The 23,731-nt window shown below is 34.0% G+C and carries 21 protein-coding genes, 1 pseudogene, 1 riboswitch and 1 other annotated feature; of the genes and pseudogenes, 18 read left to right on the top strand and 4 right to left on the bottom strand.

Features of this window, described 5'->3' with window-relative positions; genetic code table 11:
• The first annotated feature begins 73 nt into the window (after positions 1-73).
• The 3 genes from spoVID to D2K62_RS09045 all read left to right on the top strand — a co-directional run bounded on the left by spoVID (position 74) and on the right by D2K62_RS09045 (position 5,574).
• Positions 74-1,213 carry a stage VI sporulation protein D gene (spoVID, locus tag D2K62_RS09030; RefSeq protein ID WP_112181511.1) on the top strand — a complete coding sequence of 380 codons (1,140 nt, stop codon included), beginning with the start codon at positions 74-76 and terminating at the stop codon, positions 1,211-1,213.
• 78 nt (positions 1,214-1,291) lie between these two features.
• Positions 1,292-2,311: a protein kinase family protein gene (locus D2K62_RS09035; protein ID WP_112181510.1), complete on the top strand. Its 1,020-nt coding sequence runs from the start codon at positions 1,292-1,294 to the stop codon at positions 2,309-2,311.
• Positions 2,312-2,629: 318 nt separating this feature from the next.
• Positions 2,630-2,861, top strand: a binding site (T-box leader).
• Between the two features lie 64 nt (positions 2,862-2,925).
• Positions 2,926-5,574 carry a valine--tRNA ligase gene (locus D2K62_RS09045; protein WP_117161297.1) on the top strand — a complete coding sequence of 883 codons (2,649 nt, stop codon included), beginning with the start codon at positions 2,926-2,928 and terminating at the stop codon, positions 5,572-5,574.
• 283 nt (positions 5,575-5,857) lie between these two features.
• Here D2K62_RS09045 and D2K62_RS09050 read toward each other — a convergent pair whose 3' ends face one another.
• Complete coding sequence (locus tag D2K62_RS09050; RefSeq protein ID WP_112181507.1) at positions 5,858-6,754, bottom strand: ATP-grasp domain-containing protein; 897 nt, start codon at positions 6,752-6,754, stop codon at positions 5,858-5,860.
• A 99-nt stretch (positions 6,755-6,853) separates the two neighbouring features.
• Between D2K62_RS09050 and D2K62_RS09055 the strand changes: the two genes are divergently transcribed.
• The 15 genes and pseudogenes from D2K62_RS09055 to radC all read left to right on the top strand — a co-directional run.
• On the top strand, positions 6,854-8,131 hold the full coding sequence (locus D2K62_RS09055) for a bifunctional folylpolyglutamate synthase/dihydrofolate synthase (RefSeq protein WP_112181506.1): 1,278 nt from the start codon (positions 6,854-6,856) through the stop codon (positions 8,129-8,131).
• A gap of 96 nt (positions 8,132-8,227) precedes the next feature.
• Complete coding sequence (locus D2K62_RS09060) at positions 8,228-9,949, top strand: GGDEF domain-containing protein (RefSeq protein ID WP_112181505.1); 1,722 nt, start codon at positions 8,228-8,230, stop codon at positions 9,947-9,949.
• Between the two features lie 72 nt (positions 9,950-10,021).
• Positions 10,022-10,462 carry a type IV pilus modification PilV family protein gene (locus D2K62_RS09065; protein WP_157967361.1) on the top strand — a complete coding sequence of 147 codons (441 nt, stop codon included), beginning with the start codon at positions 10,022-10,024 and terminating at the stop codon, positions 10,460-10,462.
• 11 nt (positions 10,463-10,473) lie between these two features.
• Positions 10,474-10,899 carry a PilW family protein gene (locus D2K62_RS09070; RefSeq protein WP_112181503.1) on the top strand — a complete coding sequence of 142 codons (426 nt, stop codon included), beginning with the start codon at positions 10,474-10,476 and terminating at the stop codon, positions 10,897-10,899.
• A 9-nt stretch (positions 10,900-10,908) separates the two neighbouring features.
• Complete coding sequence (locus tag D2K62_RS09075; RefSeq protein ID WP_117161298.1) at positions 10,909-12,408, top strand: pilus assembly PilX N-terminal domain-containing protein; 1,500 nt, start codon at positions 10,909-10,911, stop codon at positions 12,406-12,408.
• 33 nt (positions 12,409-12,441) lie between these two features.
• Entirely contained in the window at positions 12,442-14,067 is a 1,626-nt protein-coding gene (locus D2K62_RS09080; RefSeq protein ID WP_117161299.1) for a GspE/PulE family protein, read from the top strand.
• A 10-nt stretch (positions 14,068-14,077) separates the two neighbouring features.
• Positions 14,078-15,118: a type IV pilus twitching motility protein PilT gene (locus D2K62_RS09085; RefSeq protein ID WP_117161300.1), complete on the top strand. Its 1,041-nt coding sequence runs from the start codon at positions 14,078-14,080 to the stop codon at positions 15,116-15,118.
• A 33-nt stretch (positions 15,119-15,151) separates the two neighbouring features.
• Positions 15,152-16,354: a type II secretion system F family protein gene (locus tag D2K62_RS09090; RefSeq protein WP_117161301.1), complete on the top strand. Its 1,203-nt coding sequence runs from the start codon at positions 15,152-15,154 to the stop codon at positions 16,352-16,354.
• A 53-nt stretch (positions 16,355-16,407) separates the two neighbouring features.
• Positions 16,408-16,488, top strand: a riboswitch (cyclic di-GMP riboswitch).
• A gap of 54 nt (positions 16,489-16,542) precedes the next feature.
• Positions 16,543-16,884, top strand: coding sequence for a competence type IV pilus major pilin ComGC (locus tag D2K62_RS09095; protein WP_117161302.1), 342 nt, complete (start codon positions 16,543-16,545; stop codon positions 16,882-16,884).
• 81 nt (positions 16,885-16,965) lie between these two features.
• A complete protein-coding gene (locus D2K62_RS09100; protein ID WP_117161303.1) occupies positions 16,966-17,721 on the top strand; it encodes a prepilin peptidase in 756 nt (251 codons plus the stop codon).
• Positions 17,722-17,734: 13 nt separating this feature from the next.
• Positions 17,735-18,676, top strand: a complete 942-nt coding sequence (gene pilM / locus D2K62_RS09105; RefSeq protein ID WP_117161304.1) for a type IV pilus biogenesis protein PilM — start codon at positions 17,735-17,737, stop codon at positions 18,674-18,676.
• A gap of 40 nt (positions 18,677-18,716) precedes the next feature.
• Positions 18,717-19,244, top strand: a complete 528-nt coding sequence (locus D2K62_RS09110; protein WP_117161305.1) for a PilN domain-containing protein — start codon at positions 18,717-18,719, stop codon at positions 19,242-19,244.
• A 1-nt stretch (position 19,245) separates the two neighbouring features.
• Entirely contained in the window at positions 19,246-19,875 is a 630-nt protein-coding gene (gene pilO, locus D2K62_RS09115; RefSeq protein WP_117161306.1) for a type 4a pilus biogenesis protein PilO, read from the top strand.
• Positions 19,876-20,026: 151 nt separating this feature from the next.
• The gene (locus D2K62_RS09120; RefSeq protein WP_117161307.1) at positions 20,027-20,959 is read left to right on the top strand and encodes an SPOR domain-containing protein; all 933 of its coding nucleotides are present in this window, start codon (positions 20,027-20,029) and stop codon (positions 20,957-20,959) included.
• Positions 20,960-21,145: 186 nt separating this feature from the next.
• Positions 21,146-21,619, top strand: a pseudogene (radC, locus tag D2K62_RS09125) (RadC family protein); the annotation flags it as partial.
• Positions 21,620-21,694: 75 nt separating this feature from the next.
• On the opposite strand, the gene D2K62_RS09130 reads toward radC, so the two are convergent.
• From D2K62_RS09130 to D2K62_RS09140, 3 genes are read right to left on the bottom strand one after another with little or no spacing between them, the layout of a single operon-like run.
• Complete coding sequence (locus tag D2K62_RS09130) at positions 21,695-22,837, bottom strand: tyrosine-type recombinase/integrase (protein ID WP_117161309.1); 1,143 nt, start codon at positions 22,835-22,837, stop codon at positions 21,695-21,697.
• A 45-nt stretch (positions 22,838-22,882) separates the two neighbouring features.
• Complete coding sequence (locus D2K62_RS09135; protein WP_117161310.1) at positions 22,883-23,350, bottom strand: ImmA/IrrE family metallo-endopeptidase; 468 nt, start codon at positions 23,348-23,350, stop codon at positions 22,883-22,885.
• Positions 23,351-23,352: 2 nt separating this feature from the next.
• Positions 23,353-23,685: a helix-turn-helix domain-containing protein gene (locus D2K62_RS09140; RefSeq protein WP_117161311.1), complete on the bottom strand. Its 333-nt coding sequence runs from the start codon at positions 23,683-23,685 to the stop codon at positions 23,353-23,355.
• Positions 23,686-23,731: the final 46 nt, after the last annotated feature.

Consider the following 23,731-nt stretch of genomic DNA (forward strand, 5'->3'; position numbering starts at 1 on the left):
GCATATATTTTTAGTTGGTACATATATCTGTAAAAGGAAGGTACGTTGTTTTATTTAGGAAGGAGGAGTAGCAATGTCCTATGATGATTCTGTCTTTACGTTTGATTTAAATGAAGTACTAAGCTTTAAAAACGGACAGGAAGTTAAGGAAATGATTGGAATTTCCTTAGAACCGGAAATTTCCATTCAAGAATATCGAGAGTACGTGTCGATCCGGGGTGTTATGGAATTAAAAGGTGAGTATTTTTTTGAAGATCAAAACTTAGATCTCGAAGCTGTTGCTAATAGAGAAGATATCGACAGTATCGACTACCCAGCGCATCGTTATATGGAGGAAGTTAAACCACAAGATGATGGTGTAAATCAATTTTCTCATCACTTTCCTGTCGAGGTTTCCATTCCTTTGCATAGAGTCACCAATTTAGATGAGATAATGGTCGGAATTGAAGCGTTTGATTATGAATTACCTGAAAGTAGTCAATTAAAAATACGCGCCTCCATCGCAATTCATGGGGTGAATGGCGATGAAGTGAAGGAAAGAGAAGAACTAGAAGAACTAGAGGAACTAGAAGAAATAAAGCAATATGAAGAAGAAGTAACAGAAACGGATAGTGATGTAGAGGATCCTTGGATTAATAAGGAGGATACATTTACTTTTGATCTAAAAGAAGCAGCAGAGGAAAATGAAAGTCAGGATAACCGTAGTGAAGAACCTAATTTAGTTGAAGCGGTATCACAAGAGGAAACGGAAGAAAGCAAGGAACGTTGGCCTACTAAAAAGCCACAGTCTTTTGCGACCTTTTTTGATCATGAGGATCTAGAAGAATCAATCGAATCAATTGAATCTGTTGAATCTGTTGCATCAGTTGAATCGATCGAAGCCATCGAATCAGAAGAATTATTTGAAGTAAATAATGATGAACAAGTAGAAGTAAATCGAATAGAGGTCAAAACAAAGGATTCAAAACGTGATGACGATGACCAACAAGAAGCAACCTATTTATTAGATATTTTTAATGAAGAAGAAGAGGAGCAAGCATATACAAGGCTTCGCATGTGTATTGTGCAAGACACAGATACGTTGCAGACGTTAGCTGATCGTTATGATCTATCACCTATTCAACTGTCACAAACAAATGATCTAGCAAACGATAATTTGAAGATTGGTCAGATTTTGTATATTCCTGAAAAACGTAAAAAAGAGAAGAAATAAGTGGTTATACGGTAACATTCACTTCTAACCATGTGGGTGTTATCGTTTCTTTTTTTCTATACAAGATGGAGGTGTTTAATGGTGGAAATTATAACAGAGATTTTGCGCGCTTATGGAATTGATTTATTTAATGTAACAAGCGTAACTCCGAGACTTTGGAAGATCACAAGTAATAACTATAATTTTGCATTAAAACACGCAAGATTGGAAGAAGCCAATATTGAGCAGTGGCAAGAATTATATCAATTAAAAGCTGTTAGAGATCTTTCCGTTATTTCACCTGTTTATCGAACTACTGAAGGAAGCATTTATTGTACTTATCAAAATAATATTTATTATTTATCCCCTTGGTTTGAAAGTGAAAATGGCGATCATACAATAGATCACCAACAGGGATTATTTGCAACTGTTGGTCGACTGCATGGTAGCACAAAACAAGGCTACTCCATTGAAGTGCAGACAATAGAAGAGAAAATTGAGGATGAAAAGAAAAAGCATGAAGAGGCCAAATCCTTACTTCTTCAATACATAGGTCATTTTGAACAGATGCGTTACATGCCACCGTTTGGTTTAGAAGTTTGTACACAATTTCGAGATATACTAAATGCCTTGAAACAACTTTCTAAATGGCATGACAATTACTTAACTGATATAAAGGAAGAGCAAACAACTTATCAATCAATCTGCCATGGTTATTTATCTGCAACACATCATATTTTTACATCAGATCAAGCAGTTTTAATTAACTGGGAGCATGCTCATTTTGGTGATAGTATGTTGGACCTGCAAAACTATTTACATAGAGCCTGTTTTCAACATGATACAAACATTACTAAAATAATAGACGACTTTTCATATTATGAAAAACAAAATCCGTTAACAAATAGTGAGCGTAGTTTATTAGCTATTCATTTATTACAACCTTATCGATATTTAAAAGTCATCCAAGATTTCGATCAAGTTCAAGCACAGCCTTTTCAAATAAGAAACCTGTTGCAAAATTATCGTCGATTGTTAGCTGGTGTAATGTTTCAAGAGATGCTTGAACATAATCGGAACATAGTAATTGAAAATCAAACGAAAGAAAATAGTGATTAAATCCATTTAAAATAGAATGAAATATATATCCCCATAAAAACACCTAGTAATAGCACATCAAATGTGGTTGGAAAAAATAAAGTTCTTACACATTGCACGATTAAGATAGGCATCATGCAACGTTCAATTATAAGTAACCACTGTTGACACCATGGAGGCAAACGAAAACGATAAAAGCGACTCATTTAGGTTACTCCTCTCTGATTCTTTTGGTGTATTCTATGACAGGTAAAACGAATAGTGCCTGTCTTTTTGAGTTGCTTATTGACTTTTCACTAAGAAATTGTATAAAATAGCTGATATAAGAATAAATGAAATTGAAATGCGAAGAAGAGGAAGAGTACAGAAGAGATGCCAATAGAGAGAGAAATCATTTGCTGAAAGATTTCTTAGGATTATCTGTTTTGGAATGTCGCCTTGGATGCAGCTACTTTGAATGTATAGTAGAAGGAGCCGGTGAAGAACCGTTATATCCTAATTGAGTGTGCATTTTTTTAGGAAAATGTAAACAAAGGTGGTACCACGGAATCTAGCCCTTTTCGTCCTTTATTGGATGTAAAGGGTTTTTTATGTTTTCGGAACCGATTGGATGTTAATAAGGAGGAAAAGACGTTATGAGTGAAAAGAATCAAAATTTACCACCAAAATATGATGCTACTGCAGTTGAAAAAGGACGTTACAAATATTGGGTTGACGGAAAGTTTTTTGAAGCTGATGGAGATAAGAAGAAAAAGCCGTACACAATTGTAATACCTCCACCAAATGTAACAGGCAAACTGCATATTGGTCATGCATGGGATACAACTCTACAAGATATGATTACCAGAATAAAACGTATGCAGGGCTATGATGTTTTGTATTTACCAGGTATGGATCATGCTGGTATTGCAACACAAGCGAAAGTGGAAGCTAAACTTCGTGAAGAGGGGATAAGCAAATATGACCTTGGTCGCGAAAAGTTTCTAGATAAAGCTTGGGAATGGAAAGATGAATATGCTTCCTTTATTCGGGACCAATGGGCAATGCTAGGACTTGGTTTAGATTATTCTCGTGAACGTTTCACATTAGATCAAGGTTTATCTGAGGCTGTAAAAGAAGTTTTTGTTACCTTATATGAAAAAAACTTAATCTATCGCGGTGAATATATTATTAACTGGGATCCAGCAACAAAAACAGCTTTATCAGATATAGAAGTTATTCATGAAGAGGTTCAAGGTCATTTTTATCACATGCGTTATCCACTAAAAGATGAAGAAGGTTACATCGAGATTGCCACAACTCGACCCGAAACAATGCTTGGTGATACTGCTGTTGCCGTTCACCCAAAAGATGAACGTTATCAACATTTAATTGGTAAGAAGGTTGTGCTACCAATAGTTGGACGTGAAATTGAAATTATTGCGGACGATTATGTAGAGATGGACTTCGGATCTGGGGTAGTAAAAATAACACCTGCACATGATCCGAATGATTTCGAAGTTGGTAATCGTCACAATCTAGAGCGTATTTTGGTTATGAATGAAGATGGAACTATGAATGATAAGGCTTTAAAATATCAAGGAATGGATCGTTTTGATTGTCGAAAACAGATAGTTGCTGATCTTCAAGAAGCAGGCGTTTTATTCAAGATTGAAGAACACATGCATTCTGTTGGTCATTCGGAGCGCAGCGGGGCTGTTGTCGAACCGTATTTATCAACACAATGGTTTGTTAATATGCAACCACTAGCAGATGAAGCGGTAGACTTACAAAATAAATCTGAAGATGAAAAAGTTAATTTTGTACCAAAACGTTTTGAAGGAACTTATTTACACTGGATGGAGAATATTCGCGACTGGTGTATTTCGCGCCAATTATGGTGGGGACACAGAATTCCAGCTTGGTACCATAAGGAAACAGGAGAAATATACGTAGGCAAAGAAGCACCAAAAGACATTGAAAATTGGGATCAAGATAATGATGTGTTAGATACCTGGTTCTCTTCTGCATTATGGCCTTTTTCAACATTAAACTGGCCGAATACAGAGGATGAAGACTTTAAACACTTCTTTCCGACTAATACGCTTGTAACTGGTTATGATATTATTTTCTTCTGGGTTGCTCGAATGATTTTCCAATCGAAAGAATTTAATGATGAGCGTCCTTTTGAGGATGTCTTAATTCATGGACTAGTACGTGATGCTGATGGTCGAAAAATGAGTAAATCATTAGGCAATGGTGTTGATCCAATGGAAGTAATCGAAAAGTATGGGGCAGACGCGCTACGTTATTTCTTAGCAACAGGGTCAACTCCAGGTCAAGATTTACGTTTCCAATGGGAAAAGGTAGAGTCAACATGGAACTTCATTAATAAGATTTGGAATGCATCACGATTCGTACTAATGAACATGGAAGAATTGAAGTACGAAGAGATTGATCTGACTGGTGAAAAGTCTGTTGCAGATAAATGGATTTTAACTCGCTTAAATGAAACGATTGAGCATGTTAATAAAAATGTTGAACGCTATGATTTTGGTGAAGCTGGACGTTACCTTTATAATTTCATCTGGGATGAATTCTGTGATTGGTACATTGAAATGGCGAAACTTCCATTGTACGGTGAGGACGAAGAACAAAAGCACACGACACGCTCTGTACTTGCTTATGTTTTAGATAATACGATGCGTATGCTTCATCCATTTATGCCATTTGTTACAGAGGAAATCTGGCAGCACTTACCGCATCAAGGCGAATCAATTACGCGTGCAGCTTGGCCAGAAGTCCGTAATGAATTGCATGACGAAAGTGCAGCAGAAGAAATGAAACGTCTTGTTGCCATTATTCGTTCTGTTCGAAACATTCGTGCCGAAGTAGATACACCAATGTCGAAACAGATTGTTTTGTTTGTTCAAGCAAATAATGCAGAAATAGAAGCACAGCTAGAAGCGAATCGACATTATCTCGAGCGCTTTTGTAACACAAGTGAATTAACAATTTCAATAAACGTGGATGTACCAGAAAAAGCAATGTCTGCTGTAGTAACTGGTGCGGATCTTTATTTACCATTAGAAGGTTTAATTGATACTGAAAAAGAAATTGCGCGATTAAAAGCAGAATTTGATAAGTTAAATAAAGAAGTAGAACGTGTTCAGAAAAAATTAGGCAACGAAAGCTTTATTAGTAAAGCACCTGAAAAAGTAGTTGCTGAAGAAAAAGGAAAAGAAAAAGATTATTTAGAAAAAAGAGCGAAAGTAGAAGAACGGATAAAAGAATTACTAGGATAATTATATTGAAAACAGCTAAAGTGCGGTGCTACCGTACTTTAGCTGTTTTTATGTGGATATGTGGAAGGCTTTCTTGTATATCGGGCTCTATCTATCAGTTGGCATTGGGCGAAAGTAAGCTTAATCGGGCGAAAAACTTGAAAATCAGGCGAACGCGAGTATAATCGGGCGATAATTCAATTAATCGGGCGAACGCAGGCATAATCGGGCGATAATTCAATTAATCAAGCGAACGCGAGCATAATCGGGCGAAACACAAGCAGAATCCAGATCCGACATTCATTTATCTTTCATTAACTTGCTTTTTAATAAATGCAATGATGTGATCTGCAATATTTACGCCTGTATAATGAAAAATATTTTCTATATGGGCGTTTGTATTTACTTCACAAATAATAGGTTGATCATTTTCACCAAACAATAAATCTAGACCAGCAAAATCAGCTCCAACAGCCTTCGTTGCTTGGATAGCTAGAGCTTTTTCTTTCTCGGAAGGTTGATAAGTTTCCATTGTACTGCCTAATTGGACATTTGCTCGGAAATCATCAGTGGCAAAGCGTTTTACTGCTGCTACAACTTCATTTCCTACAACATTAATTCGAACATCGCGTCCATAGCTTGATTTAATAAATTCTTGAAATAGAAATGGTCGATTAGTAAGTAGTTTTATTCTCTCTATTAATTGGATACGATCATTAATTAGAAAAACTTGTTCGCCATATGAACCGTAGCCTTCTTTGATAATCAGTGGGTATGTTAATGCTTTTTCAATTTCATAAAAGTTTTCCATCGTCAGTTTAGTAACATCTGAGAAAACTTTTGGTGCAATAATTGTTTTGGGAATGGTAACTTTCTTTTGTGCTAAAGCTTGGTACATTAATACCTTATTATCACATAACTCAATCGCATCAGCAGAATTAAAGACCCGTATCCCCATTAATTCTAACTGGCGTGCTAATGGAATGTCTTTATCAATAAATACAACGAATTCTGGTAGATGGTCTTGTTTAATTGACTGAAGTAAGTTTAATCCAGTAGAATCTACAATAGAAAGAACTTGATCATTCTTAACTTGCTCAATAGTCATTCCTTCTTTGTTACCTGCATTCTGTATCCATGTTGAAAAACTAATGAATTTATCACTCGACAAATTGCCATTATAAATAACCCAACCATACATATAAAAAATCCTCTCTCAAACCTCTAATAACTTATTATTTGATGTAATATCTATCTTATTATGAATGAAAAAGTATCTTTAGGAAAGTAGGTTAAAGATTTGATTTATACAATAGAAGAAGTAGATGAATTTTTAAATGCCCGAACACGTGGTGGAATAAAGCCTGGATTAGAAAGAGTGAACATTTTATTAGAAGCACTTGATCATCCAGAAAGGAAATTTGAATCTGTACATATAGCAGGGACTAACGGCAAAGGATCAACACTAACATATATTTCTACTTGTATGGTTTTAAGTGATTATAAAATAGGTACATTCACCTCGCCAAGTATAGCGAAGCGAAACGATATGATTCAAATTAACCATCAAGCCATATCTGATCAATCTTTCATGGAAATTTTTAATCAGTTACTACCAGCGATTCATATACTTGAGTTGCAAGATAATCCACCAAGTTCTTTTGAAATTATTGTAGCTATTGCTTATGGTTATTTTGCTGGAAATATTGATTTGGCAATTATTGAAACAGGGATGGGAGGACTGGAGGATGCAACCAACGCAATTAATCCTATTCTATCAATTATTACAACCATCGGTATTGATCACCGAACATTTTTAGGAGAAACTTATCAAGAAATAGCACATCACAAAGCTGGAATTATCAAACGCTATGTTCCCATAATACTAGGTGAAATGCCTAAAGTTGCTGAGAAAGTTATCAGAAATGTCGCAGAACATAATCAAGCTGAATTAGTGCAAATCGGTGAAGATTTTAACTATCAGAATGTGCGGATAGATGATAATAAACGAGAGGCATTTACTTTTCAAACAAAAGAAGTATCGTATCCAATCACTTTAAGAATGAGAGGTACACACCAAATTCATAACGCTACACTTGCTGTAATGGCATTGTTGCAACTACGTGATCGTGGATTCTCTAAAGCATTAAATGCGGTTGAAACTGGCATGAGTCAGGCAACGCTTTTCGGTCGGTTTGAACAAATATCAAATCAACCAATAGTAATTGTTGATGGAGCCCATAATGTAGAAGGAATTACAGCGTTTATAAAAACGGTGCAGCGGTATTTCCCAACAGAAGAAAAACAATTACTTTTCGCAGCATTCGTTGATAAGCCAATAAAGCAAATGGTTGGCTTGCTTGAGAGTTATTTTGATACTATTACATTTACAAGTTTTGACCATCAAAGGGCAGCAAAAGCATCAGAATTATATGAACAAGTTGAAAACCACGGTAAAATAGAAGAAGCTGATTGGCAGCAGGCATTACAAAAGATTTTAAATGAGGATAAGGATAAGATTACTTTTATAACAGGTTCATTAGATTTTATTGGAAAAGTTAGGGATTTTTTTGAGTAATTAGAATTATTATGGTATCTTTAATATATTCTGAAAACTTTGAATGAAGTACTTATGTATGACTAAATGACTGAACCAGTAAAAGGAGGAAACTAGATGGTCTTAAAATCAAAAAGAATGTTACTTTGGATAATTTGGTTAATTATTTGGCCATTATCTATCGTTTGGACATATGTTGCATGGCCAATTTATTATGAAGATCAGTTGTTAAGTGTCGTGTCATTTGCGATCATTATGGCCACAGTTTCCTTTTTTCCTATAATTGTTAATAAAACACCGATTTTTTTGGTGAATTGTATTGGGTTTGCAGTCTTTTTAATATTCGGATTATTTATTGAAGTATTACTAACGCAAATTGCATTAGTTGTTGTTTTAATTAAACTTAAAATAGATAAAAGTCAGGCATTTCGAATTCCGCTTAATCTACTTATGTTTTTATTCATATCCGTCTTATCGGCAAGTGTATATAAATGGATAGGTGGTTTACACGAAGCGATTGTTTTAGATTCTTTCACCCAACAATTGCAATTAATTGGTTATGTGGTAACAGTTTTTCTTTCTAATCAAATTTTCCTCCACTTCGTTAAACGCTTTTTTTATGAACAAGAAACAAAATTCTTTGATGAAGGTTTTTTGTGGGAAATGATTACGACTTTAATTGTTTTACCAATTGGTTTTATACTCTATTTAATGTATGAAAAATTTGGTGTTATTGGTATTTACGTAGTTGGCATACCGTTTATTAGTATTTCTATTATTATGAAACTATTCTATTCTAGTAGAACAGTAAATTATTATTTAAAACAAACAAATGAAATAGGACAGGCGTTAACAGGGAAGTTAGAACGGAATGATGTTATTTCGGTTTTTTTAACCCATATTACAGAAATCTTTGCTGTAGATTATGCCTTTGCTTATGATGTGGTAGATAATAGACAATTAAAATTAATTCGTTCTTATACTAAATTAGAAGGTCTTGTTTATCGTGATTCTATTTGTATTGAAGAAGGAAATACTATTATCCAACAAGCGTGGAGACAAGAAGAAATGCTGCATTATAAACATAAGAAAGCATGGGATTATATACGTGATAGTGCCATACCCGAAGATGGGGAAAGTCTTGTTGTTATGCCTGTAAAACGGAATAATGAAATTGTTGCGATTATCGTTTTCGTATCGAAATATAAACAAGCCTTTACGGAGCACTTATTTACAATATTAAATATACTAAATAATTTCTTGGGAATTGCGTTAGAAAACGCAAAAAATTACGAAGATAGGAAAATACAAAGTGAAACAGATCAATTAACAGGTTTATATAATTTTCGTTATTTTGAAGCTTATATGCAAAATTATAGTACTCAAATCAAAGAATCCAACAAATCAAAAATTTGTTCACTTATTTTATTCGATTTAGACCATTTTAAAAAGATAAACGATACGTATGGACATGAATGTGGCAATGAAATTCTGAAAGCTATAGCAGAAAGAGTCAAAACATTTATTGGAGATGAAGGCTTAGTAGCACGTTATGGTGGCGAAGAATTTGTCGTGTTTTTACCTGGAAGGAATGCAGAAGACAGTCAGCAACGCGCAGAAGAATTACGCCAAGTTATTACAAATAAAACAATAAGAACCTATACACATATACAAGAAAATGAAAAGTGTATTGATATTACGGTCACCATTAGTGTAGGAGTTGCTAGTTATCCGGAGCATTGTGAAGACCCATTCGAATTGGTCAGGTTAGCAGATCGTGCGATGTATGTAGGAGCTAAGCAAAAAGGTAGAAATCGAGTTGCGGTCTATCAATCATAATTGAAAAACATATACAAGTAGTTTAAATTGTACTATATTTAAGATAAGAATATAGTTAAAAAGGCTGAGATGATGATGACGAAAAGTTTTTCGCAGATGAATAATCAAAATGGTATGACTTTAGTAGAGATAATTGTTTCTATTGCTATACTTTCGATCATAATTGTTACTTTTTTAACTTTTTTTATTCAATCAACCAAAGTAAACAATGTATCAAAGGATATCACTGATTCGTCATATGTTGCACAATCAGAAATGGAAGAAATATATCATTTGAGTGATACGATGAGTTACGTGGATACAATTACCTATTTATCAAATACGTATCATGTAAACAGTTCAGATAGTAATTATGAGTATATACTCACGAAGCAAATGGAAGACACTAATATTTATAATATTAGTATTACATTTACTACTAACGACGATGTAAAAGACGTGGTTGTAAAGGTATATAATGATGCAAATAAACTAGAAGCACAGTTGGAAACAAAACTATTGTGGGAAAGTTAGAAGGTGTGCTAGTGTTCAAAAATGAAAAAGGTATGACATTAATTGAATTATTAGCCGCACTTGCTTTAATGTCAATCATAATTGCTTTAATTGGATCTGCGCATATATTCGGCCAAAAACAATATCGAAATCAAACGGAAGAAATCAATTATCAGGAACAAGTGCGTTATGTTATGGCGACTATTACCAAGGAAATACGATCAACAGAAGCTGATCTAGTAAGTGTTACAAGTGATACAAACGAAATAACCATTGGTACAAATAGTTACGAACTAGAACAACCAAATTTTTATGAAAATAGCACCGTAATTAGTGACCAAATATCAAGTTTTAATATTGATAAAGAGGATGGAAAAATAGAAATATCGATTAGTAGTCTCCCAAATCGGAATGGAAAAATAGAAACACTATCTACAGTAATTTATTTGCGAGAGTAGGTGAAGTTTATGCAAAAACATTACAAATATATAAAAAATAATCAAGATGGTGCTATCTTAGTTATCGTAATGATGGCCTTAACAGTATTATCTTTATTAGGTTTGGCATTAGCCACTGCTTCATTTGCTAATATCAAATTAACTACTGTTGATCGAGATTATCAGGCTACCTATTATGTAGCTGAGGGTGGAGCAAATCAAACATACGCAGAGATAGAAACACTTGTTGAATCGATATACGAAACCACGAACACAGAAGCTTCTTTTTATTCTGATCTTAATTCCCGCATAGAACAACAATTGGATGGTACTAGTATTTCAGACTTTGAAGAGAGTTTTACTGAACAACCAAGTGCTAAAGTTAAAGTGGAACAAGTAACAGATGGCAACCCTCGCTCTTATCAAATTGTATCAGAAGGCATTATTGGAAAGCGAACACGCACAGTAACAAAACCATTTCAAGTGAATTGGAAGTCTGGGAGTGGTGGTTCGATTGAGATACCAGATAATTTAGCTGCTTTAGTACAGAATGAAGTAATTACAAATGATCGGATTACTGGGAATATAGCTATAAATCTTAGCAAGAAGGATGCTGTATCTATACAAGGTGAGGGTTCTATTAATGGAATTGTATATGCTCCAGAACTAATAGGTAGCAATGTGTTAAATTACCCTGGAAAGTATAATAATGATACATATTCTGGTAAGATACCGGAAGTTAAACCGATAGGTAATATGAATCAGGTTTATCTAAATGCAAAAGAAATTATAGATAATTTCCCTGCATATCCTACGTATGAAATTATGCCTGATGAGCAAATAAAAAAGTGGGGAGCCAACCATGATGTCATAAAAAGTGGGATATTGACAATAAATCAAGCAACTAATGAATATGTAATGAATTTAGATAAAAACATTGCATTAAAAAAGTTACACATTACAGGTGCAAATACATTAGAAATTAAAACAAATGGGGAAAATAGAGAAATTGTGCTAGATGAGCTATCCATTCAACAGGGAGAAATAAAAATTACTGGTGGAGGTAATCTTACAATATATGTTGAAGAGACAATAGATTTTCATGAAGGTACTCAAGCGAAACTGAATTTAGGTGGGACTATTGACCAATTAACAATATATTTAAAAGGATTTAATAAAAAGGTTGATCTGAGTGGAGATAGTATTATAGGTTCTTTTTTTGCTCAAGGTGCTGATATTTATACTACTAGTACAGGGGGTATACAAGGTCACCTACTAACAGGCGGTAATAAAGTCGTAGTAAATGGTACATATAAAAATAACACCTTGTTATTGGCTCCAAATGCAACTGTTGATATTGTAAACAGTGGTACGTTTAATGGAACTGTAATAGCTGATAGACTATTTCTCGTAGGGAGCGGATCTTTAACTTATAAAGAAGTCAATCTCGATGACTTCCCTTTTGGATCTAGCAGTTCCCCATCAACGGATGACTTAATTGAAAAACAACCAACAGTAGAATTAAATTAGGGTTTTAATCATTGATACGAAAAGAGGGGTCAAATGGCGATACGAAATAAACGGAAACTTGGTGACGTCCTTAAAGAAGATGGCTTAATTACCGAACAACAAATAGTTGAGGCAATAGAACAAAAACGAGAGAAACAAAAACTTGGGGATGCACTGGTTGAACAGGGCTATATTACGGAAAAGCAATTATTAGAAGTTTTAGAAGTACATTTGAAAATTCCAAGCGTTTCTTTATATCGTTTTCCAATTGATGAAGGTTTAATGGATCTTGTTCGAAAAGAAACAGCACGTGAAAATACGCTCTTACCTATTCAACAACAAGAGAATATTTTAACTGTTGCAATGAATGACCCGCTCGATTATTATGCAATTGATGATTTAGAACTATCAACAGGGTTTACGATCAAACCTGTAATCGCAACAAAAGATGATATTTTACAAGCGATAAATAAATATTATGACATGGAAGACGCTTATACAGAAGAAGAATCTGAAAATGAGGAAGCCCCTGCCATTCGGATATTAGATCAAATATTACAAACAGGTGTAACGCTAAAAGCGAGTGATGTACATATTGACCCTTCAGAGTCGAAGGTTATGATTCGATATAGAGTTGATGGTATGTTACGAACAGAAAAAACAATACCAAAGCGATTACAAAATGCTTTAATTGCCCGAGTGAAAATATTATCGGAATTAAATATCACGGATACACGTTTGCCACAAGACGGTAGAATTCGTTTAATCATTGATGCGAAACCAGTCGATTTACGGATTTCAACCTTACCAACGGTTTTTGGTGAAAAAATAGTTATTCGTATTTTAGATTTAAGTAATATATTTAAAACATTGACAGAACTTGATTTTTCAAAAGACACCTTAGACAAATATCAAAAAATAATCGAACAACCTTCAGGATTAATTTTATTAACAGGTCCAACAGGTTCTGGTAAAACAACGACACTTTATGGATCAATCAATGAATTGAATCAGGAAGATGTTAATATCGTCACAATAGAAGACCCGGTTGAATATCAATTGGAAGGTATTAATCAAGTTCAAGTAAATAGTGCGGTAGGTCTTACTTTTGCAAAAGGGTTACGCTCAATTTTACGTCAAGATCCAAATATAATAATGGTTGGGGAAATTCGTGACCGTGAAACTGCTGAAATAGCTATACGTTCAGCACTAACGGGGCACTTAGTTTTTAGTACATTACACACAAACAGTGCGATTGCAGCGATTCCTCGTCTATTTGATATGGATGTTGAGCCTTATCTTGTCGTTTCTGCTTTATCAGCTGTTATGGCTCAACGTTTAGTTAAAAAGGTTTGCGTTGATTGTAAACAATCACGATCCGTAACTAAAATGGAAAAAGAAATTTTTAGCCGTCATAATATAGATTTAACGGAAGTGGTCGAAGGTGTTGGTTGTGATAGTTGTAGATCAACAGGTTACCGTGGTAGATCAGCAATTCATGAGCTTTTAGTAATCGATGATAAAGTCAAAAAAATGATGATGAATCAGTCTGATATGACAGATATTAAAGAATATGTAAAGCAAAATGGCATGCGATTTCTGTTAGTAGATGGTCTAATAAAAGTACAGCAGGGTATTACCACATTTGATGAAGTATTACGCGTGGCAACGGAAGAGTAGGTGAGCAAACATGGAAAATAGACTAGAGGAATTATTAACTACAGCATTTCATAAAAAAGCATCAGATGTTCATTTAACTGTTGGTTCACAACCAATTTTTCGTGTGGACGGTCGGTTACAACTTCATGGACAGGATAAATTAGAGCCAACGGATACAGAACAAATGGCTAAATCGATTCTAACTGAAGAGATGTGGTCTAAATTAATAGAAGAAAGAGAACTAGATTTATCACATGGAATTGCGGGTGTATCACGTTTTCGAATGAACATTTTCTTTCAGCGAAATTGTATCTCATTAGCTATTCGAACGATTCCAACTACGATTCCATCTATTGAAGATTTAGATTTACCTAACGTATTGAAAGAAATAGCAGGGTTACCACAAGGGTTAGTATTGGTAACAGGTCCAACTGGAAGTGGAAAAAGTACTTCTTTAGCAGCAATGATTGATTATATGAACAAAACAATGAACCGACATATTATTACGTTAGAGGATCCAATCGAATATCTGTATCAGCATAACAAATGCATTATCGATCAAAGAGAAGTAGGTTTCGATACGAGTAGTTTTCAAAAAGGGTTACGTGCGTGTTTGCGTCAAGATCCAGATGTGATACTAGTTGGTGAGATGCGCGACTTAGAAACAATTTCTACAGCAATAACTGCTGCAGAAACGGGACATTTAGTTCTAGGAACACTGCACACAACTGATGCGTCCTCAACGATGGATCGAATTATTGATGTTTTTCCTGCCCACCAAAAGAGTCAAATAAGAATTCAACTTGCTAATGTGTTAGAGGCCATTGTATCGCAGCGCTTGTTTCCTTTGGCAAAAGGATTTGGACGAGCAGCAGCAACTGAAATTTTAATTAACACACCTGCAGTAAAAAACTTAATTCGATCAGAAAAAATGCATCAGATTCCTAACACCATGCAAACGTCTAAAGAGTATGGTATGCATACCATGACGATGGATATAAAACGGATGATACAACAAGGAATTATAACGCAAAAACATGCATCTCCGTATTTAAAAGATATGACTTTTTAGTTCAAGTTATGATGGGGGAAGAGGTGGAATTTTATGAACTATTATGCGTATAAAGCGAAATCTGTCGATGGCAAGATAAAAAAAGGGAAAATTAGTAGCGAGAATGAAAAAGAAGCGATCAAACAATTAAAGTCTCAAGGACTAATTTTATTTGAGATAAATGAATTGAACTCATTTTTATACAAAGATATTTATATAGGTAATCCAATAAAGAATAAGGATTTTGTTATTTTTCTCCGTCAATTTTCGACGTTAATAGATGCCGGTATAACATTAGTAGAAACAACTTCTATTCTAGAAGATCAAACACAAAGTAAACCACTAAAAAAAGCACTACAACAAATTCAAAACGATCTAGAAGAAGGAATTGGCCTATCTGATGCATTAGCAGAATTTCCTCGTCTTTTCCCTGAATTATTAATCAGTATGATCCATGCTGGAGAAATTAGTGGTAATTTAGATGAAATCCTTGATAGAATGGCTACTTATTATGAGAAACAATACCAGTTAAAACAAAAGATCATAACTGCATTAACCTATCCTGTTGTGGTTGGTATTGTTGCCGTATTTATCACTATTTTTTTACTTGCATTTATTGTACCGATTTTCACGGACATGTTCCTATCTTTTGACCAAGAAATACCACCATATACAGCAGCGATATTAAATATTAGCGATATGGTTCAGTCTTATTGGTGGATTATGATGATACTAATATTAGTATTAGGTGTGACGATTAGATTATTAAATCGACGCCCAAACATTTCTTATTTATTTGATGTCATAAAACTTCGAATTCCAATATTCGGTATGTTTATTCAAAAATCTTTACTCGCTAGAATGACGCAAACATTAAGTTCTTTGTTAAATAGTTCTGTACCAATCTTACAAGCTGTTACGATAACGGAACGGGTTATAGATAATAAAGTAATTAAACAAGTTTTGCGTGAAAGTAGAGATTCCCTTGAAAAGGGAGAGTCACTAGCCACGCCTATGGAAAAACATTGGGTTTTCCCTAAATTAATTACACAAATGATTGTTGTAGGCGAACGAACAGGTTCAATTGATGCGATGTTGAAAAAAGTTTCTGACTTTTATGAACAAGAATTAGATGAATCATCGGAAAAGTTAAAGTCATTAATTGAACCGATAATGATTCTGTTTTTAGCTGTAATCGTAGGCGCAATTGTTTTAGCGATCGTTATACCTATGTTTAGCTTGTTTGAAAATATCTAAAAGTGTAGACAGGTTATAAAAATGTAGTATAATAGAACTATTAGTATAAAACGAATAGTAGAAGCAATGAAGGTTTATCTGTATCTGGGCACTTGGATAAATTTGAGCTAGTAGTGCAACCGACTGACACCATCTTTATGCTGTGAGTCTTTTTTTATAAGAGAAATTAAATGAGGAGGAATAATAAAATGTTAACTAGAATGAGGAAAATGTTACGCAATGAGAAAGGTTTTACATTAGTAGAGCTTTTAGCAGTTATTGTTATTTTAGGTATTATTGTAGCAATTGCTGTTCCTGCAATTGGGAATATAACTGAAGATGCTAGAAGTAATGCTGCTGAGGCACAAGAGGAACTAATCCTTGATGCTGCAAGACTAGCAGATGTAGAGGGTAATTTTACGAGTAGCAGTACTACAGTACAGGATTTGATTGATGATGGCTATTTAGAAGATGGAGATTATGTCAAAACAAGAGTGATATATAAAGATGGTGGGACATACAGTTTTACTAAACCAACTACAACACCATAATCAGGTTAATGAAAATTAATTTTCAATATAAAAGATCCCTTCCCAAAGGGGTCTTTTATACATAATTAGGAGATAAAAAATATGGAAGTCTATTATATCGTTATCTTTTTTATTTTTGGAAGTGTATTTGGTTCATTCTATAATGTTGTTGGTTTGCGTGTACCGAATAATAATTTCTTAGAATCTGAACGTTCTTATTGCCCTCGTTGTGATAAAACATTGCATTGGTATGAGCTGATTCCGATATTTTCTTATCTGTTTCAAACTGGTAAATGCAGAAACTGTAAAGAAAAGATTTCCCCTCTTTATCCTACAATAGAATTATCTACAGCTTTCCTTTTCAGTTTTAGCTATTATTTTTTTGGGTTTCAATTAGAGCTAGTAATGGCACTAATACTCACTTCTTTATGTGTGATTATCGTTGTTTCTGACATCACTTATATGCTAATACCTAACAAAGTTTTATTGTTTTTCCTACCGTTTTTAATTATTTTACGCTTTATTGATCCGTTAGAACCGTGGTGGTCTTCAATTGCTGGTGCAGCAGTCGGATTTATATTATTAACGCTGATCATTCTTGTTAGTAAAGGTGGTATGGGTGCGGGTGATATGAAGTTATTCACTATACTAGGAATTGTGTTAGGATATAAAGGAATTCTACTAACTTTTTTTCTAGCAACTATTTTCGGGACAATTATCACATTGCTATTACTGGCTACTAGAAGAATCAATCGTAAAAGTCCGGTGCCATTTGGACCCTCTATTTGCATCGCTGCGTTAACTACTTATTTTTTTGGTAGTCAAATAATCAATTGGTACATTACATTATTTTTTTAAAGGATGAACACAAATGAGTTTATTTAACAAAGATAGAATAAACATCGCTATAAATGATACGATGATTCGATATCTTGTTTCCACTAAAAAAAACGTTACAGCTAATAAAGACTATGGGGAAATACCATTGGAACATGGCATTGTTGAGGATGGGAAAATCATAGATCAACAAAGGTTAACAACTATCATTAAAAATGTTGTTAAAGATAAAAAATGGAGGAATAAGCACCTCGCATTTTGCGTTCCAGATGCTTTTGTTACGATGAGAGAAGAATCAGTACCTAAACAATTAACTAAAGATGAAGTGAAAAAATATATTGAATTAGAATTAGAAGGTAGTATTCGACTGCCTTTTCAAAATCCAGTTATAGATTTTGAGGTTATTGCAGAAGAAGAACAAACCAATAAAATTCTTTTATTTGCATATCCAAAAGAACGGTTAAATGCTTACTTAGAAGTGTTTGAACGAGCAAATGTAAAACTGATGGTAGCTGACTTGTCTTTTCTATCGGTATATCGGACTTATTATAATTTGGATCTTGCTAACAAAGAAGAGCATTTACTTATGATTCAGTGGTCTAAAACGGACTTAGTGCTCACCGTCTTTCATGATCAAAAACCAATCTTCAATCGCCATATTCATTTGAATAGTAATGATATGATTTTTACTAATAATCTAGTTGAAGATTCGATGCATTCAATTGAAGATATGTGGAGAGAGCTGATTGATGATCAGTTAATAACGATAGAACGTTTTATGGATTTCTATCAATATTCTATTATGTCAGGTGAGGCCCAAGTTTCTCATTTATTATTAATCGGTGATTTTCCAGCGCAGTCGTTAATAAATGAATCACTGGCATCTCGTTTCAATTTGCCAATTAAAACTATAGCATTTCCTAGTGACTTACCACCAGAATATGCTACTGTATATGGATTAACACAAAGAAAGTGAAGAGAAGACTATTTAAACTTCATAGTAAGGGGATCACCTTATGATAGAAATAAATTTTGTTGAAAAAAAGAAGATAAATACCGCCCTATATTTGCTACTTGCTATATTTATGGTCAGTTTACTTATTATTAGTATTAGTTTCTTCATTCTCCATACAAGTTTGGAGAATAAATATGTTTCTCTACAACAAGAAAGAATAGATAAATCTGAAATTATAGCAGAAATTAATACACTTAACATGGTCGAACAACAAAAACAGACATTGAAAGCACAAATTGAGCAATTAGAAACTGCTGTTTATCCTTCTTTATTTTTATTAGACGATATCCAAGCTGATTTGCCAAACGATACGTTTATTGAAAACTATTCATTTACTATCACGAATGGTGTAACAGTAGGTATTCATTTAAATGCATTATCAGAAGCTGCCAACTTTAGTCAAAATATTAATGGGTCGACATATGCAGAGAATGTAAATTTAATAAATTTAGAAAAAATAGATGATTACTATGTTGCAACATTTAATTTTGGTATTAATGCAGATTATTTAGTGGAAGAGGCTGATTAAAATGATATTTAAATGGTCACGTATCTACTCATTGCTATCGATTGGTGTAGTTTTACTAGTTATTATAATTGCCTTTTTTTCTTATTATCAATTTATTTATCCTAGTCAACAAGAAGTAAGGTACTTAGAAGGTGAACTTGCAGAACAGGATCAATTGATCGAAGATGCGGATTTAAGTAAACAAGAACTTGAAGATGAAATTGTTAATTCATTGGATTTACAAAAGCAAATCCCAATAGATAAAGCAATTAATCAACTAATTTTGATTGTTGAAGAAATAGAGAAGAAAACGAACAGTACTATAACATTATTGACGAATAGTGAAGATCAAGTAGCTAGTGATCAAGATGGAGAAGCTACATCTGAACTTACTAAAATAAATTATCAAATGGAAGTATTAGCACCAAATTATGATGAGATGAATCAGTTTTTAACAGATTTAACTAACATGGATCGCATAGTGGAAATTAATAATATTGAATTTGTTCAAGTAGAAGAAGGAAGTATTGAACTCTCCGTCGGTTTAACTACCTTTTACAATCCAACGCTAACAGCACTTCAAACAGAAACACCAACATTCGAATATGATGAAGAACAAGAAGCAGAACAACAACAAGAGGACCAAGATTAATGGTCCTCTTGTTTTTTTGATTACAAAGAAATTACGAATAATTTGCTAGTTTATGTTGGTAATTGCTATCGCGTACTGACAAAACTCGTCTACTTTTTCATTTGGATTATGATAGAGTGAACCAAACGTAATAGGAAACGAGGTAATTAGGGTGGATAACAATAACAAAATCACTGTAAAAATAAATAATAAAAAACAGAATAAGCAAGATAGTAAAAATGATAGTCGGGATTATTTATCTGATAGACCAACATGGTTTGAGGAAGCGGCTAGTTTGGATAAAGAGGAGATCGAAGAGGTGGATGTTTTTGAAAAAAACAGTCATTTAACTGATGATTCTTCGTCTGAAAAGATTAAGAGTAAAAAGAATAATAATTCGGTTGTGAAAGCCTTTATATTTACTGCATGTGGTGCGATTGGGATCAGTGTTATATTAGGATTTATTATTTTAAAGATGTTTGTTGAAATAGATGACCAAGATAATCTTGCGACGAATGATAGAATTTCTTCTGAAGCTACTTCGACAAATACGGGAGCTGAAACGGAAGTTGTTGATGGAGAAAGTATAACGTTAGAAGCATTACAAGCTTATGTTGTTCAGGTGGGTGTATTCTCAACGAAGGAAAAGGCAACTGAATGGCAAGATAAAATAGCAGCTTCTGGGTATAATGCAATGGTCTGGAACGAAGGAGATCAACTTCGATTATTTGTCGGGATTACTCCAACAGAAGAAGGAGCAAAAGCCATTGCAAGTGATATGGAGGCAAAAGGGTTGGAGGCATATGCACGCGCATGGTCAACAACAGAACGTAACGCAGCTTTTAATCCTCAAGTAATAGAATGGTTACAAACTTTCCCAACTCTATGGACGGATACAGTTCAGGCGGTTAATCAAGATTCAGATGCTGAACAAGTTGAGGTATGGACAAATTGGTTGGAAGCAGCTCCAGAAGGATTACCAGAGAGTGTTACGGCATGGAAAGATTCGATTCAAAAAATTGCTACCATGATTACTGAAGGGGAAAGTAGAGAAAATAAACAATTACAATTATTGGAAGTATGGCAACTTTATCAAAATATTTAAAAAAACGTTAGAACATAATAAAAAGTAATTCTTAATATGGTTAAACTGTATAATGCTTGTTTTTATCTAACCAAATTTATATCTTTAACATATAAAGAAAGCCCTGAATTTGAGAAATGCAGATTTGTTTTCTATTCATTGACTCGGTACTATTAATTGTATAAAAAAACATATTGAGGTGAATAGATGACTAGTATACATGTAACGATGAAAGATGTACCCAAACAAGATCGGCCTCGAGAGAGATTGATTGAATTAGGAGCAAGCCATGTCTCTAACCAAGAGTTACTTGCGATATTATTAGGTACTGGTACAAGAGAAGAATCTGTTCAGGATCTAGCTCAACGTGTGCTAATGCACTTTGAAGGAATAAATTTATTGCGGGAGTCAACATTTGAAGAATTAACTGCGATTAAAGGTATAGGTATGGTGAAAGCTGTGCTGATCTTAGCGGCTATTGAACTGGGTAAACGTATGAATCAATTAAAGCCGCAAGAAAGGTATGTTATTCGGAGTCCTGAAGATGGCGCTAATTTTGTGATGGAGGAAATGCGCCTATTAAACCAGGAGCATTTTGTTTGTTTATTTTTAAATACTAAGAACCAAATTATTCACAGGCAGACCGTATTTATTGGGAGCCTTAACGCCTCAATAGTACATCTATGCTGTTTAAGTGTTGATATGAAAGGCTTTTGGTGGGGTTTATTTGTAAAAGTGACGCAAAAGTGACCAACGTCAAAATAATTGTTCAAATACGTTAGCTCCTTCTTTATGCTGATCTTCTTCCAGATGGGAGTATAGATCAAGTGTAATTCCTATATTTGCATGGCCTAAGCGTTCTTGTATTACTTTAAAGTTAATCCCCTTCTTTACCATTAAAGAAGCACAGGAGTGTCTTAATTGATGAAAGGTGATAGGTTTTAATTCGTTACGCTTAATGATTTTATTCCATTCATTTCGCATCGTATTTAAATGAGTAGGATATCCATCATCTCTTACCAGCAATAGATTAATTATGTTATCCTCTGCATCATATATTCCTTTCCATAGATTCCCCATTTCCATTCTTCTTGCTTTAAATTGTAAGTAGTACTTATTCAGTTCATCCATAAATTCTTTAGGGAAATACACGGTACGAGGTTTCTTATTTTTTACTGATGCTAAATAAAATTCTTTTTTACTTTTGTCATAGCGTAATTGCTTATCTACATAGATTGAATTATTTTCAAAATCAATTGATTCTTCTCTTATCCCTAATATTTCTCCGCGTCTTAATCCGCCGATTGCAGCCAGCTTAATCATAATACGGTGCTTAGGATAACAATTCGTTAACACAGTAAATAGCTGATGCAGTTCATCCTCATTATAATAATCTACCTTTTTCTTTTCTCGCTTTGGCTCCTTTATACCTGATGATGGATTCGTGTTAATTACATCCCACTCAATCGCTTTTGCGAAAATGCTTTTTAACAACATATATTTATTTGGTAGGAGCGGTTTATTGTTTGCTTGTTCGTTTGCCAGGTATTCTACAATGTGATATTTTTTAATATCTTTTAATTTCATTTTCCCAAAGTGGTCTTTCACACCACAATCATTTAACAAATACTCATACGCTTCTTTACTGGTTAGTGCTAGATTAGGATTGACGTGATTTTTAATCCATCGATCAGCAAAAGCGGAAAAAGTAATCTTTTCTATTGGTTCATCCTTTTTATTAAAACAATTTATTTCAAAATCACGCATTTTTTTATTCAGATCACGCTGGCTAGTCGCGGTGATAGTTTTCGTTTTCCTGTTACGTTTGCCACGATCGTCATAACCGAGTTCTACATATATTTTAAACTTTCCAAAACCCAAATCTTCATAGCTGGCCATTACATATCCTCTCCTTAATATAAGAATGTATGTTCTATTTTGTGGTTAAAAATTTTTATCAAACCACTCTATAACTCCTAGTGGTTCAAAACAAACTGTGTAATTTTCGTAATCGACAGTATCTCCGTACTTTTCTTTGTAGCGATCAAGCGCTCCCTCTAAAAAAGATTCCGTAACACCTAAGAATTTTGCAAGCTCATATTTATTTTTAACGGACTCTTTATGAGCTTGTACAATTTTTTTAAAAGGAACTGCTTTTTCAAACGCCCATGCACGAGCTCTTTTCTCATGCTTACGATTCACTAATTTGGACTGATCAGTAATATCGCCAATTGAAGTATAGTAATGTCCAAGTTCTTCAGCTAAGATGCTGTATTTTTCGGTACTTGTTGGTAGCGATTTATTAATCCATATAATGTTATCACCATACAACCCTTTATTTTTCATTTTCTTTTCATATACCTCAATATCCTTACCATTACATTCCTCCATTAAAGTTTCGTATAAATACATGGCTATTCCCCTTTCTTTCTTCGGGCTTCTCTTCTCATAGCCACAAAACGTTTGAATTCTTCAATCTCCTCCAACTCTTCCTCTGTCCATTCTTCTCCGTCATGGTGAGCTGCTATTGTCTCAGGTTCGTTGATGTACTTTTCATCCGTACGGCCGAGTAGGTAATCTGTTGAGACATGGAAATAGTCGGCTATAGCTTGAAGTTTATCAGCTCCAGGTATTTGTGTTTTTAGACGATACAAAGTGTTTTTTGAATAACCTAGTGCGTTTTCTAAATCATTAATAGAAATTCTTCTTTCTTTACACAACTCTTTTACTGCTTCGAACACTATCATATCAACCATCCTTGAGAGCTAGTCAAATAAAATTAAATTTTAAGCA

This window comes from Paraliobacillus sp. X-1268 (genome assembly GCF_003426095.1).
Lineage (GTDB): Bacteria > Bacillota > Bacilli > Bacillales > Amphibacillaceae > Paraliobacillus_A > Paraliobacillus_A zengyii.

Excerpts from the sequence above, each read along its gene's own strand:
- spoVID (WP_112181511.1), top strand. The coding sequence starts at position 74 with ATGTCCTATGATGATTCTGTCTTTACGTTTGATTTAAATGAAGTACTA.
- D2K62_RS09035 (WP_112181510.1), top strand. The coding sequence starts at position 1,292 with ATGGTGGAAATTATAACAGAGATTTTGCGCGCTTATGGAATTGATTTA.
- D2K62_RS09045 (WP_117161297.1), top strand. The coding sequence starts at position 2,926 with ATGAGTGAAAAGAATCAAAATTTACCACCAAAATATGATGCTACTGCA.
- D2K62_RS09050 (WP_112181507.1), bottom strand. The coding sequence starts at position 6,754 with ATGTATGGTTGGGTTATTTATAATGGCAATTTGTCGAGTGATAAATTC.
- D2K62_RS09060 (WP_112181505.1), top strand. The coding sequence starts at position 8,228 with ATGGTCTTAAAATCAAAAAGAATGTTACTTTGGATAATTTGGTTAATT.
- D2K62_RS09065 (WP_157967361.1), top strand. The coding sequence starts at position 10,022 with ATGATGACGAAAAGTTTTTCGCAGATGAATAATCAAAATGGTATGACT.
- D2K62_RS09075 (WP_117161298.1), top strand. The coding sequence starts at position 10,909 with ATGCAAAAACATTACAAATATATAAAAAATAATCAAGATGGTGCTATC.
- D2K62_RS09080 (WP_117161299.1), top strand. The coding sequence starts at position 12,442 with ATGGCGATACGAAATAAACGGAAACTTGGTGACGTCCTTAAAGAAGAT.
- D2K62_RS09085 (WP_117161300.1), top strand. The coding sequence starts at position 14,078 with ATGGAAAATAGACTAGAGGAATTATTAACTACAGCATTTCATAAAAAA.
- D2K62_RS09090 (WP_117161301.1), top strand. The coding sequence starts at position 15,152 with ATGAACTATTATGCGTATAAAGCGAAATCTGTCGATGGCAAGATAAAA.
- D2K62_RS09095 (WP_117161302.1), top strand. The coding sequence starts at position 16,543 with ATGTTAACTAGAATGAGGAAAATGTTACGCAATGAGAAAGGTTTTACA.
- D2K62_RS09100 (WP_117161303.1), top strand. The coding sequence starts at position 16,966 with ATGGAAGTCTATTATATCGTTATCTTTTTTATTTTTGGAAGTGTATTT.
- pilM (WP_117161304.1), top strand. The coding sequence starts at position 17,735 with ATGAGTTTATTTAACAAAGATAGAATAAACATCGCTATAAATGATACG.
- D2K62_RS09110 (WP_117161305.1), top strand. The coding sequence starts at position 18,717 with ATGATAGAAATAAATTTTGTTGAAAAAAAGAAGATAAATACCGCCCTA.
- pilO (WP_117161306.1), top strand. The coding sequence starts at position 19,246 with ATGATATTTAAATGGTCACGTATCTACTCATTGCTATCGATTGGTGTA.
- D2K62_RS09130 (WP_117161309.1), bottom strand. The coding sequence starts at position 22,837 with ATGGCCAGCTATGAAGATTTGGGTTTTGGAAAGTTTAAAATATATGTA.
- D2K62_RS09135 (WP_117161310.1), bottom strand. The coding sequence starts at position 23,350 with ATGTATTTATACGAAACTTTAATGGAGGAATGTAATGGTAAGGATATT.
- D2K62_RS09140 (WP_117161311.1), bottom strand. The coding sequence starts at position 23,685 with ATGATAGTGTTCGAAGCAGTAAAAGAGTTGTGTAAAGAAAGAAGAATT.